This window comes from Desulfurobacterium thermolithotrophum DSM 11699 (assembly GCF_000191045.1).
Classification (GTDB): domain Bacteria; phylum Aquificota; class Aquificia; order Desulfurobacteriales; family Desulfurobacteriaceae; genus Desulfurobacterium; species Desulfurobacterium thermolithotrophum.
The window spans coordinates 1,307,481-1,320,154 of the sequence record NC_015185.1 but is presented as its reverse complement, the minus strand read 5'-3'; the positions used below and the strand labels follow the sequence as shown (position 1 = coordinate 1,320,154).

The following is a 12,674-nucleotide window of genomic DNA, read 5'->3' as shown; positions in this document are numbered from 1 at the left end:
AAATGGGAATTTACGATAGAGACTACTACAAGGAAAAAAAGGAAAACAATAAAAGTTCAAAAATTTTTTCAATTGCAAAGTGGATTTTTTTAATTTTATTGGCTATCGCTTTTGCTGTTTACGTTTTAGCAATTTTTTCTGAATAAACGAACTTTTCCTTATTCACTTGACTTTTACAATATCAGTATTAAAATCATCCCTTAGAAAGAATAACTGGAGTGTAAGTAAATATGATAAAAAAAGTAGTTTTGGAAGGAAACAAAACACAAGAAGAAAAGGACATAATTCGAGAATTTTTATCCTATACAAGAAAGTCATTTTTATTTGCAGGTTTTTTTAGTTTATTTATAAATCTTTTAATGCTTCTTCCTGCCATTTATATGCTGGCAGTCTATGACATAGTTGTTCCAAGTCGAAGTGTTAGCACTTTAATATTTATAACTCTTTTAGTTGTTGCACTTTACATTATTTCTGGTTTATTACAGACCATTCGTTCAAGGATTTTAGTTAGAATAAACAATAAAATTGATTCTATTTTGAATAAGAAAGTTATAAATTCTACTTTTGACCTTGCTTTAAAACATCCAACTAGGGCATCTATTCAGCCTCTAAACGACTTTCAACAAATTAAGCAGTTCTTAACAGGACCAACTATTTTTGCTTTTTTTGATATTCCTTGGACTCCCATTTATTTAGGAGTTTTATTTATTTTTCATCCTTACTACGGCTTTATGGCTACAGGGGTTATTGTTGTAGTTGCTCTGATTACTTTTTTGAATGAGATAACTACTAAAAAGTATCTAAAAAAAGCTAATGAATCGTTAATAAAAAGTAATCGGTTTATGAATCATGTTATTCAAAATGTAGAAGTTATAGAAGCTATGGGAATGAGAAGCAAAGTTTATAAAAAATGGTTACAGCTACATCAAAAGTATGTTTCAACACTGCAGAAAGCTAGTGATAAAGGAGCTTTTTGGTCTAATGCAACAAAAACTTTCCGTATTATGTCTCAGTCTTTAATGCTTGGATTAGGAGGATATTTAGCTCTCAATCTTGAAATATCAACTGGTATGATTGTTGCCGGTTCTATTGTTCTTGGTAGAGTCCTTGCTCCAATAGATCTTATGATAAATAGTTGGAGGAGTTTTTCATCAGCAAGACTATCTTACAAAAGATTAAACCAGCTGCTTAATACATTTGCAGAAAAACCAAAACCTATGAAGCTTCCTCCTCCAAAGGGAGCTATTTCATTAGAACAAGTAGTTGTAGTTCCTCCAGACGCTAAAAATCCTTCTTTAAAGAACATAACTATGCAAATTCCTGCTGGAGAGATAGTTGCTGTTATAGGTCCTAGTGGTGCAGGAAAATCTTCTCTTGCAAGAACCTTACTTGGAATATGGACTCCTGTTGCAGGTAAAGTAGCAATTGACAGTGCTGATTTAAAACAGTGGGATAGAGAATATTTAGGACAGTTTATAGGGTATCTTCCACAGGATATAGAGCTGTTTGAAGGAACGGTTGCAGAAAACATAGCAAGATTTTCTGAAGTAGATCCGGAAAAAGTTTTAGAAGCAGCTAGAATTTCAGGAGCACATGAAGTAATAGTGAACTTACCGGATGGATACAATACTTATATAGGTCCGGGAGGAATTACTTTATCGGGAGGACAAAGACAGAGAATAGCTCTTGCAAGAGCTCTATACGGCAATCCAAGAATTGTGATTTTGGATGAACCTAATTCCAATCTTGATGATGCTGGTGAAAGAGCTCTCTTAAACGCTCTTTGGGAACTGAAAAAAAGGAAAGTTACGGTTATAGTGATTTCACACAAGATAAATATTTTAGAGTTGGTGGATAAAATAGCTTTCTTGCAGGACGGTATGCTGAAAATGTATGGTGATGCAAAGACCGTTCTTCAGCAACTTACTAAACAGAGAGGTAATTAAATGAGCTCTGAAGAAGTAAAAAATGAAGAAAAAAATAAAGTAGAAAATAAAGAAAAAATTGAAGAAAAAAACAAGGTAAAAGTAGATTTAGATGACAAAAAATACATAACTTTTGGTAGTTTGGTTGTTTTTCTTATTTTTGGTCTTCTTATTGGATGGGCAGCTTTAGCAAAAATTGATACCGTTGTAGTTGCTCCTGGGAAAGTTGTAGTAAAAAGTTATAAAAAACCCGTTCAGCATAAAGATTGGGGAACAGTTACAAGAATTTTTGTAAAAGAAGGTGATTTTGTTAAAAAAGGAGACCCTCTTTTAGAGTTAGAAAAACTAGAACAGGATACTAACTATAAAGTTCTTGAATCCAATTACTACAATCTACTTGCTGAAAGAGATAGACTTTTGTCAGAAAAAAAGGGACTAAACCACATAGCTTTCAGTTCTGAGTTTCTTCAATTTAAAAATAAAAAGTTAAAGGAACAAATAATTCGCACACAAAGAGAGCTCTTTTTTAAAAGAAAGCGAAAACTTCAAAGTGAACTTGCTGTATTGTCTGAACGAGAAAACCAAGCAAAAGAACAACTTAAAGGTTTAAAGTCAGTTCTAAAAATTAAAGAAAATCTTCTAAATTCTTATATTAAAGAAATAAAAGAGCAAGAAGAACTTGTTAAAGAAAAGCTTGTCAGTAAAATAAGACTGCTTGATTTAATGAAGGAAAAGGAAAGATTAGAAGCAGAAATTAAGGATATAAAATCAAAGATACCTCAAGTCTTATCTCAAATTGAAGAATTAAATCATCAAAAAACTCTCCAAATAGAAAACTATCAAAATGAAGTAGCTTCTAAGTTAGATGAAGTTTTGTCTAAGCTTTCAGAACTTAAACCTAAGGTTATCTATGCTAAAGAAAAGGTGAAGAAAACTATCATCACAGCAAATACGAGCGGACAGGTTTTAGGTTTAAAGATTCATGCCAAAGGTGAAGTTGTGAAGCCAGGTGATACCTTAATGTACATAGTTCCTAAGAAAGATGAAATATTTATACTTGCAAAAGTCCTGCCTCAGGATAGAGATAGAGTTTCAAAAGGTCAGCTTGTTGATTTACACTTTCCTGCTTTCTTAAGTATAGCTGCAAACATAGTTGAAGGGAAAGTTACTTACGTTGCGACAGATACTTTGTTTGATCAAGCTACCCGTCACGACTACTATGAAACTCATATAGTTCTTACAGATAAAGGAAAAGAACAATTAAAAAAGTATGGTTTTAATTTAGTCCCTGGAATGCCTGCTGTTGCATATATAAAGGTTGAAAAGGTTACTCCACTTGAATATGTACTTCAACCAGTTTTAATGTTAGTTAAAACTGCATTCAAAGCCAACTGAGAGGTTTAATGTTGTTCAGAGTACTTTTTTTAATATTTACAGTTTTATTCATTGAAAATTTTTATACAAGCACAACTGCTTTTTCAGCTTCTCTGGAAGAACTTGTTCATAAAGCAGAATCAAACGATTTTAAACTCCGTTCTTTAAAGCATAAGGTAAAAGCAAGGGAATACCAAATTCAACAGGTTATTTCTCAGTATAAACCGCAGCTGTCTTTTAGTACATATTTTGGATGGCAGGAATATAAACCTTATTATGGAGGATTGATTAAGCAGAAGTTGAAGTATTACTACTTAACTCTAAAACAACCTGTATATAGACCAGAAATAATTTCGAAGCTAAAACAAACAAAAATTTATAAAAAAATAGATACTTTAAAAGTTCAGCAAGAAAAACAGTACATAAGATATTTCCTCTTGACTACTATGTTACATCTTGCTTATGCTAAGCGAAAAGTAGAACTTTACACAAAACTTTTATCTTTTGAAAAAGAAAAATACAGGGAAGCATTAAAGCTTAAGGATAAAGAGTTTATATCTAAAGAAGACTTTCTAAGAGTAGAAAAAGAATATGAAGATGCGTATATATCTTTTAAAGATGCTCAAATTGAACTTGATTCTTTTGTTTCTTCTTTAAGAAACTTACTTGGAAGTACAGATTATCAAAATTTAGTTTCTCCTCTTAATGAGGAATTAGAAATAAAAAATTTAGGTCTAACGCTTGATTATAATGCTTGGAAAAAAGATTTAGGAAAAAATATAGAAATAAAAATAGCAGAAAAGAACGTGAAAATAGCAGAAATAGAAATCAAAAGAAGAGGATATGAAAGATATCCTAAGGTTGATCTTCAACTTAGCTACAGCTATGCTTCAAGCTCTGCAATATCAGTAGCTTCAAATGATAAAAGAATAGCATTAACTCTTGATTTTCCAATATATCAAGGTGGATATGTATCTGCCCTTAAATTAGAAGCACTGGAACTAAAGAAAGCTGCTTTTGAAGATTTAAAGCAGATAAAGAAAGAAAAATCCATGCAGCTTGATGATAGTTGGCACAAGCTTAAACAGGCTGAAGAAAAAATAAAAAATTTAAAGAGGAAGCTGCTTAATGATTACAAGATTTATAAGGTGATAAAGAAAGCTTTAGAAAAGGGATTAAAGACGGAAATAGATCTTAAAAATCAAGAAGTTGAAATTGTAAGAGATAAAATTCTTTTAAATGAGGAAGTTCATACTTTCTCTACTGCTTACGTGGAACTTCTATATCTTACATCAAATCTTGATTTTAAGAACATAAAGAAACTTAATTGTTTTCTATCTCCAAGATAACTTTTGCTGGTAGATAAACAATTCCTACAAATGGTTCTTTTTTAAACCCAGCCACTTCAAAAGAGCATATACCATCAACCCAATGGTAACATTTTTCTGAATGAATCTCTCCTGAGTGAACAGCAGCTGTAATCGTATATTTTCCAGCTCCAATATTTATCGGAAGTTCGAATTTAACTGTATAAACCTTATTGGCTTTAAAAGAAATTTTTTTCTTTAAAAGACACGTATTTGTTCCGAATATGTCCTGTCCAAATCTATCTCTTATTAAAATTCCTACAGTTGCACTGTCTATGTCGCTAAAAGCTTTGACTTTTACAGAAATAACAGCTTCTTCACCACTACTTATGACATCACTTTTAGAGTCTTTCCCTTCAATAGAAACTTCTTCTATCTTTGCTTCAAATGTACCGTAAGAGCTCTTTTTTTTCTGTTCAAACCTAACAGTTTCTTCAGAATCGTTTATTTTAGCCAAAAGGAAATTGTAGCTGTTTACCACTTTTTCAGGAGATCCCTCATCTATTATTTTGCCTTTGTGTAAAAGTAGAGCTTTATCACACAGCACCTTTACTGCATTCATATCGTGCGAAACAAAGATTATAGACCCCCCTTTTTCTTTAAACTCTTTAATTCTTTTCATACACTTTTGCTGAAAATGTGCATCTCCTACAGAAAGAGCTTCATCTACTACAAAACAGCTTGGTTCAGCGTGTATTGCTATGGAAAAAGCTAGTCTCATTACCATTCCAGAAGAATACGTTTTAAGAGGCTCATAGATAAAATCTCCAAGTTCTGAAAACTCAATAATACTGTCTTTTTTTCTATCAAGTTCTTCTTTTGTCATTCCAAGAAGCATTCCATTTAGATATATGTTTTCTATTCCCGTCATTTCAAAGTTAAAGCCAGTTCCAAGTTCAAGAAGTCCTGTTATCCTGCCGTCTATATGAATTTTCCCTTCATCAGGAATAATAACGCCTGTTAGAATTTTAAGAAGTGTAGATTTTCCAGCTCCATTAGGTCCAATTATTCCAAGAACTTCTCCATCTTCAACGGTAAACGAAACTCCTTTTAAAGCTTCATACACAGTATGAAAACTTTTTCTAAAGATTATTTCTTTCAGCCTATCAGCAGGATTTTTGTAAAGTTTAAAGGTTTTTTTTACGTTTTCTACCTTTATCATATTTGTAGTCCATCACAGGAAGTCTCTTATATCCTTTTCAAGTTTTTTATAAACAACGTAAGAAAGAGAAAGTAGTAAGAAAGAAATTAGTCCGTAAATAAAAAGAAGAGTATAGTCTATCTGCTCTTTTGTTACAAATGCTTTTTGATATACCTGAATGAATGCATAAACTGGATTTAGGTATAAAAGTTCCTTTACTTTTTCAGGAAGTATGTCAACGACGTAAACTATTGGAGTAAACCAAAACCATATTTGAACTGTGATGTTCACTACTTCTTTAATGTCCCGTATAAAGACATTCAAAGTTGCTAACAGTAAACCAAGAGCATAAGCAAATACCTGCTGGAGCACATAGGCAAGTGGAACAAGAAAAACAATTTTAGAAAAGCTTATTCCAAGAAGAAATAAAACAACTATAAAAATCAAAATGCTGATTAAGAAAGTTATGCATTCTGATAAAGCAACAGAAAGGGGCAAAATCAATAGCGATATCGGAATTTTAGTAATAATGTTTTTTTTCTCTATGAAGATGTTTGATGCTCTAAGGATAGTATTTGAAAAAGCAGTCCAGGGAATAAGTCCAGCTGCTAAGTAAAGTCCATAGCTGTAAGTTGAAGGAATTCCTTGAATTTTAGCTCCCATTACTTTTGAAAAGATAACAGTATAGATAAAAATATTTATCAGCGGCCAAATAAATGACCACCAAAGACCTAAGATAGAACCAGCGTATTTTTCAGTAAAATCTCTTTTTGTTAGTTCTAATAAAAGTCTTAAATTCATCAAAATAATTTATTAGGAGAACTTTATTTTTTCGTCTGAACCTACTGGAAGTTTATCAAGCAGATTTTGAAGCTGCTGCATGTAAAGAGCCCTTGCAGCAAGATGTATTTTTATTTGGTTTTGAAGTTTTTGAACTTCTGCATCTACAAATCTAATGGAGCTGATTAGATCAATAGCTTCTTTTGGAAGTTTTTCGATGTCGTACTCCTTACCATTGATAGTTATTTTAGCCATAAATTCCTCCTTGTCTTCAAATTCTAGCCGTTCAATCTTAAAACTACTCTCTGACTTTGTCAAGCTTCTGTGGAGAGTGTTTGAAAAATCATCCAGACAAAGAACAAAACTCCCATGTTAAAGAGGATAAACTTAGCTAAAACAAACAGTTGAGCTATATGAAAGCTCTTTGTTTTCTCGTAACTTCCAACATCCTGCTTAACTTCTCCAAAAATACTCTCTATCAGTCCTCTAAACCTGTAAATTTCATCAGATTCTAAAAGCTCTTTGCATTTAAGCCTAATCTCAGATTTAATTCCCTTCCTTAATGTTTCTCTCACCTTTATGTAAGGCTTTAAGCCTGCTAACAGAACAAGCTCAATAAACTTAATACTGTCATAAGCTTTGTCTCCTAAAAATGGCTTTCCTTTCAAAGCTCTCCATATAAATCCCCTTTCGTTTAACCACCTAACTATTTTCTTTCCAAGTTTCACTTCCGAAGCGTAACTCTCTCCAGGTAATGCAGTAAGAATGAACCTTTTTCCATCTTTTAGATGAACGCTTAATACAACAACTTTAACGTGGCTTTTTACCTCCTTTATCTCTTTGCCTCTTAGAATTTTCAATGGATAAATCTCATTGTATTTGAAGCCAGTTCCATCTATTATCAGAAATCTTAATTCTTTATGATACTTCCCTAAGAGTCTTCGAGAGACAAAGTTCAGAAAATCTACAAGGAGAATGGAAGGTAGTTGCTTGAGTCGGTAATAATAGGTTGAAAATCAGGAATATTCTCTCTTCCAAATATCTGAACTGCCAAATATTCAAGGTCTCTGAATGATAGGTTCCAGGCTACTTGGAGGAAAAGAAGGGTAAGAATTATCTCGTCAGGGTATTTCTTGGGTCTTCCTCTTTTGGTTTTAAAAGGATATAAATATACCAGTACAGCCTGTCCTCTCCGGTTCATGTATGTTTTTGATAGGTTGAGTACTTTGTGGAAATTTAGTCTTTTCGCTTTCATACCGGAGAGGATAGGCTTTTTTCTTAATTTTGGCAATTTTCAAACACCCTCCTACTATGTTCTCAACGTTTGTTATTGTTACGTTGTTTGTAACGTTCGCATTTATTATTGCGCTTAATGTATCGTTGTCTGTTGTGCTTGGATCTACTATCTTGTCTCCGTCGTTAATAGTTAAAAGGTCTGCCTTGAATGTGTCGCTAAATACGCTTCCTTTTACATCATCAGCTCCCATTGTAAGGGATACATTCTTAACTGCAAGGTCTGTATCTACTTTTTGTTTAGCTGCTTCTACTGTTGTTGGATCGTCTGTTACGTTCGCAATTACATCCTTGAAATACTGGATGTTAGCAAGTACTTCATCAGATGTTACTCCTGTTACCTTCTCTGCTACGTAGTCTGATACTGCTACTTTGTTCTTAAACTGGAGTGCAGCAGCTTTAGCAACAGGGTCGTCGCTGTTTTCGTACTGAGAAATTGCGTTGATGATGTTTACTACTACCTTAGCTCTTGCTTCTTCAAGAGACATTCCCTGCTCAAGGTATGTGTTTAGCTCATTGAGCCAGTAGTTAACACCATCTTGGTCTTGAGCTGGGTCTTTTCCGAGAGTGTTCTGGTAGATAGCTTCAATGAATGCTTTGTTGTCGTTCCAAGCGTCTCCAAAGTACTCCTTGACTACGTCAAGTGGGAGCATTACCTTAGCTGCTTCAAATTGGTCGCTATAGTTTGTAGCCCAATATTGGTTTCCTTCTCCCTCTGATGCTCTTCCAAAGAGGGTTACGTAAAGCTGTGAAACTTGGGTTGTTGTTAATGCCATGATTAGGTCTCCTTTAACTGGGTTAGTTAAAAACTAGTATATCAAATTGAGGAAACTTAATGCTTCCAAAGGGAAAAAACTTTGTAGTGAAGAATAGGAGTTTACTTTCTATTAGTGTCATTGAGAGAAAAAAAAATAAAAAAAACTCCCTCCCGAAGAATCGGGAGGGAGGAAAGAAATTTACTCACAATGCCTTTTAAGAGAATACTAAGTCAGTAGCATCTACATTTGTTACACCTAAAAGAACAACAGCAACATCACTTAAGCCGTCGTCGAATAGAACCATGGTATCAGTACCACTTCCAGAATCTACAGTGAATGTATTTGTAGTTTCATCCCAAGTTCCTAAAACTATTTGGTATGCATTAGCATCTAATCCATTAGTAGAATCCCATGTGTCTGTAGAAGTACCATCGTTTACAGCAGAGATATCTAATTTATCAGTTCCATGTTCAAAGTTAGATATAACATCAAATGAACCACTTATAGTATCACCATCACTTAAATCGCCTGAACTATCTTTATCAGCTACAGTTATAGTACCAGTCTCACCAGCAGCAGCAATTATAACTTTATCTGCCCCAGCTCCAAGCACTATCTTGTCTGCACCAGCTTCACTAGTAATAGTAGTTCCGGTATTAGCGGCGAAGATAATGTCAGCTCCCTTAGTACCTACAATTTCCTCAACATCATTCACTGTTATAGTGTATCCATCAGTGATGTTGTTTGTTCCATCATCTGTTCCGTCAAACTCTACAATCTTTCCAGCATCTACAGATACTCCATCTACCGTCTGTGTAAAGCTTGAGAGGTTAATTACAGCACCTACACCATTAGCATCAAGATTAGCAAGATTTGTTAAGTCAAGCTTGTCAGTTCCTCCTCCAAGAGCTATGGTCGCTGTCTTCACGCTGAGATCGTTAGTACCACCAAGAGTTACAACATCAACACCGCTTCCACCATTAATTGTCAATGTCTGTACTGCACCTTCTATTGTTACATCATTTACCTTTCCACTGTCTGCATTACCAAGGCTAATCGTAGATGTTGAACCATCGTCTGTAGCTGCGTCAAGAGTAATTGTTGAAGTAAGTCCTCCAGTATTTGTTGCTGTTAGGTTTACCACCCCTTTTACAGTGGCATCTGCTAAATCACCTGCTGCAAAGTTAACTTTTGCTTCCGCACTTCCTGAAATTTCAGCTGTAATGTCTCCCGCTGTGTTCTCAACAGTTATAGATCCTAAAGTTGCAGGACCGCTATCACTGTCGGCACCTATGTAATTCTTAGCAGAGAGTTTAACAGTAATTCCGTCTGTATCTCCAGCACTTAAAAGAACTGCTCCATTTTCTTCATTAGTATCGTTCACAAGGATGCTACCGGCATCAGCCTTTATTTCAATAGTACCACCTTTATCCACTGCTATTGCCGCATCATTATCCGCATTCGGCTTAAGAGTCACATCTCCATCATTCGCAGTAATTACTACCTTTTCAAGGTTATCCGCTCCATTTGAGATAGATCCATCATTAGTTCCTAAATTGTTATTACCTACCTCTCCAAGTGTAACGGATTTACCTGTTAAGCTAAGGCTTGTCAATTTATCCGCTGTCTTAATATCTCCCACAGTTAAAGCATCTGTCGCTGTCGCAGAAAGAGATGTAAGTACATCTTCATTTGTAATATCTCCAAGATCAACGACTTTGCTTCCTGTCACTGTGATTGTCTTTAACCCTGCTGTTCCTTTATCTGTAATCGCATTGAACTTAACATCGTCAGAAGCCTTAATTGTCAGGCTTTCAACCTTGTCATTTAGAACTAAATCAGCACCCAAAGTCTTCAAGTCAACAGCCTTAGCGAATTCAAGAGTAAGGTTTTTCACATTTTCTATTGTCATATCACTTGTGTTTGCTGTAGCTGTTACAGCAGTATTCACTTTGATTGTAGTGCTGTCTTCTACGTCTTTGTATGTGACTTTTAAAGCATCTACACTATTTGTTGTACCTTCAGCTGCATTAACTGTTACTGTTGAGCCTGCTGTGAGGTTCTCAACATCTACATCTGCACCATCTGCCTCAGCAATAGCAGTTACATTTAAAGCAGAATCAGCTGCGTTAATAGTTACAGCCTGACCATTGTCTCGTGCCTTAATCACTAAGTTCTCTACTCCTCTTAATACTGCTGTTGAAGCATTTGTATTGTCAAGTGTTAAAGTATCAGTACCGGCTCCAAGGTCTACTAAGTCATTTGTGTCAATGGCATTAATAACTACATCGTCGTTACCATCTTCTCCAAATACATAAGTGTAACCGTTATTTGTTGTTACAACTAACTTATCGTCTCCAGCTCCAAGCTTGATAATGTTGGACTCTCCTGCATTTGCTCCATCTACAAACTGAAGGTTGTCATTACCGCTTCCAAGTAAAATGGTTGTTCCCGCGCTATTTCCTGTTATTACATCTGATGCATAACCTGCACTGTCAAGTGTTTTTGCTACTACTCCACCTGTATTGGATGTAGCTGTTAGTGTCTTTATTCCTGTAATCGCTCCAAGTTTTACAGATGCTGGGCTGTCTATGGAGATTGTTTCTACTCCACTAATTGCTCCAAGCTCTACACCTGCTGTGTTGCTTATAGAAATTGTCTTAATTCCATCAAGTTGATTGTCAGCTACGGTTATGTCTCCATCTCCTGCTATTTCTAAAGACGCTATTCCAGGAACTGTGAATACAGATAGAGTGTTGCCTGTTCCTGTAGCGTTTATCTTCGCAGCTTCAAAACCTGCATCTACTGTGAGGTTTACATCCTTTGCAGAGTTAAGGTTAACTGTTAATGTGTCATTTGTATCGCTTAAAGCTCCAGCTTTGTAGTTTGCATCAATATTGTTTACTGATTCTCCTTCAAATCCTATAGCCATATCTGCAGATGCTATGTTGTTAAGGGTAATTGTTCCTGTTGAATCCTTAGATACAAAGGACTTAACTCCTGTGATGTTTTCCATATCTATAGAGTTGTTACCATAAGATGTAACTACTATGTTCTCAACGTTTGTTATTGTTACGTTGTTTGTAACGTTCGCATTTATTGTTGCGCTTAATGTATCGCTGTCTGTTGTGCTTGGATCTACTATCTTGTCTCCGTCGTTAATAGTTAAAAGGTCTGCCTTGAATGTGTCGCTAAATACGCTTCCTTTTACATCATCAGCTCCCATTGTAAGGGATACATTCTTAACTGCAAGGTCTGTATCTACTTTTTGTTTAGCTGCTTCTACTGTTGTTGGATCGTCTGTTACGTTCGCAATTACATCCTTGAAATACTGGATGTTAGCAAGTACTTCATCAGATGTTACTCCTGTTACCTTCTCTGCTACGTAGTCTGATACTGCTACTTTGTTCTTAAACTGGAGTGCAGCAGCTTTAGCAACAGGGTCGTCGCTGTTTTCGTACTGAGAAATTGCGTTGATGAGGTTTACTACTACCTTAGCTCTTGCTTCTTCAAGGGACATTCCCTGCTCAAGATATGTGTTTAGCTCATTGAGCCAGTAGTTAACACCATCTTGGTCTTGAGCTGGGTCTTTTCCGAGAGTGTTCTGGTAGATAGCTTCAATGAATGCTTTGTTGTCGTTCCAAGCGTCTCCAAAGTACTCCTTGACTACGTCAAGTGTGAGCATTACCTTGGCTGCTTCAAACTGGTCATCGTAGTTTGTTGCCCAGTACTGGTTTCCTTCCCCCTCAGATGCTCTTCCTAAAAGCGTTACATAAAGCTGGGATACTTGAGTTGTGGTCATTGCCATCACATGCCTCCTTCCTTGAAAAGTTTTTTCATTTTACTTAAAAATTATAAATCCCTTTTCTTCCAAAAGTCAATAAAAATTTTGCTTCTTTATCTTTAATTGTACTATAAATGCCCCCTTCTCTGGAAAAAGTAACTCTATACACTGTGTTATCATACCTCACAGCATTTATTATTTATCTTTGTTTAATCACATAATAATTTTAGACTTAATTTCAAAGGAGTCAAG

At 35.1% G+C, this 12,674-nt stretch carries 9 protein-coding genes and 1 pseudogene; 4 read left to right on the top strand and 6 right to left on the bottom strand.

Going from position 1 to position 12,674, the window contains the following annotated elements:
• Nucleotides 1-2: 2 nt before the first annotated feature.
• The 4 genes from DESTER_RS08305 to DESTER_RS06765 all read left to right on the top strand — a co-directional run bounded on the left by DESTER_RS08305 (nt 3) and on the right by DESTER_RS06765 (nt 4,648).
• Nucleotides 3-146: a hypothetical protein gene (locus DESTER_RS08305; protein ID WP_013638909.1), complete on the top strand. Its 144-nt coding sequence runs from the start codon at nt 3-5 to the stop codon at nt 144-146.
• Between the two features lie 84 nt (nt 147-230).
• Nucleotides 231-1,946, top strand: coding sequence for a type I secretion system permease/ATPase (locus DESTER_RS06775; protein ID WP_013638908.1), 1,716 nt, complete (start codon nt 231-233; stop codon nt 1,944-1,946).
• Entirely contained in the window at nt 1,947-3,320 is a 1,374-nt protein-coding gene (locus tag DESTER_RS06770) for an HlyD family type I secretion periplasmic adaptor subunit (RefSeq protein WP_013638907.1), read from the top strand. It begins immediately after the preceding gene.
• Between the two features lie 8 nt (nt 3,321-3,328).
• Entirely contained in the window at nt 3,329-4,648 is a 1,320-nt protein-coding gene (locus DESTER_RS06765) for a TolC family protein (protein ID WP_041737505.1), read from the top strand.
• Here DESTER_RS06765 and DESTER_RS06760 read toward each other — a convergent pair.
• The 6 genes and pseudogenes from DESTER_RS06760 to DESTER_RS06735 form a co-directional block, all read right to left on the bottom strand.
• Complete coding sequence (locus DESTER_RS06760) at nt 4,623-5,828, bottom strand: ABC transporter ATP-binding protein (protein WP_013638905.1); 1,206 nt, start codon at nt 5,826-5,828, stop codon at nt 4,623-4,625. The genes DESTER_RS06765 and DESTER_RS06760 overlap by 26 nt on opposite strands.
• Nucleotides 5,829-5,840: 12 nt before the next feature.
• Nucleotides 5,841-6,608, bottom strand: a complete 768-nt coding sequence (locus tag DESTER_RS06755) for an ABC transporter permease (protein WP_013638904.1) — start codon at nt 6,606-6,608, stop codon at nt 5,841-5,843.
• 12 nt (nt 6,609-6,620) lie between these two features.
• Nucleotides 6,621-6,842 (bottom strand): DUF6447 family protein, encoded by a 222-nt coding sequence (locus tag DESTER_RS06750; RefSeq protein WP_013638903.1) that lies wholly within the window; start codon nt 6,840-6,842, stop codon nt 6,621-6,623.
• A gap of 59 nt (nt 6,843-6,901) precedes the next feature.
• A pseudogene (locus tag DESTER_RS08210) lies at nt 6,902-7,842 on the bottom strand (IS5-like element ISDeth1 family transposase).
• Complete coding sequence (locus DESTER_RS08445) at nt 7,742-8,656, bottom strand: DUF4214 domain-containing protein (protein WP_041737500.1); 915 nt, start codon at nt 8,654-8,656, stop codon at nt 7,742-7,744. The pseudogene DESTER_RS08210 and the gene DESTER_RS08445 overlap by 101 nt, the downstream one beginning before the upstream one ends.
• Before the next feature lie 196 nt (nt 8,657-8,852).
• Nucleotides 8,853-12,446 (bottom strand): DUF4214 domain-containing protein, encoded by a 3,594-nt coding sequence (locus DESTER_RS06735; protein WP_013638901.1) that lies wholly within the window; start codon nt 12,444-12,446, stop codon nt 8,853-8,855.
• Nucleotides 12,447-12,674: the final 228 nt, after the last annotated feature.

Excerpts from the sequence above, each read along its gene's own strand:
- DESTER_RS06750 (WP_013638903.1), bottom strand. The coding sequence starts at position 6,842 with ATGGCTAAAATAACTATCAATGGTAAGGAGTACGACATCGAAAAACTT.
- DESTER_RS06735 (WP_013638901.1), bottom strand. The coding sequence starts at position 12,446 with ATGGCAATGACCACAACTCAAGTATCCCAGCTTTATGTAACGCTTTTA.
- DESTER_RS06755 (WP_013638904.1), bottom strand. The coding sequence starts at position 6,608 with ATGAATTTAAGACTTTTATTAGAACTAACAAAAAGAGATTTTACTGAA.
- DESTER_RS06760 (WP_013638905.1), bottom strand. The coding sequence starts at position 5,828 with ATGATAAAGGTAGAAAACGTAAAAAAAACCTTTAAACTTTACAAAAAT.
- DESTER_RS08445 (WP_041737500.1), bottom strand. The coding sequence starts at position 8,656 with ATGGCATTAACAACAACCCAAGTTTCACAGCTTTACGTAACCCTCTTT.
- DESTER_RS08305 (WP_013638909.1), top strand. The coding sequence starts at position 3 with ATGGGAATTTACGATAGAGACTACTACAAGGAAAAAAAGGAAAACAAT.
- DESTER_RS06765 (WP_041737505.1), top strand. The coding sequence starts at position 3,329 with ATGTTGTTCAGAGTACTTTTTTTAATATTTACAGTTTTATTCATTGAA.
- DESTER_RS06770 (WP_013638907.1), top strand. The coding sequence starts at position 1,947 with ATGAGCTCTGAAGAAGTAAAAAATGAAGAAAAAAATAAAGTAGAAAAT.
- DESTER_RS06775 (WP_013638908.1), top strand. The coding sequence starts at position 231 with ATGATAAAAAAAGTAGTTTTGGAAGGAAACAAAACACAAGAAGAAAAG.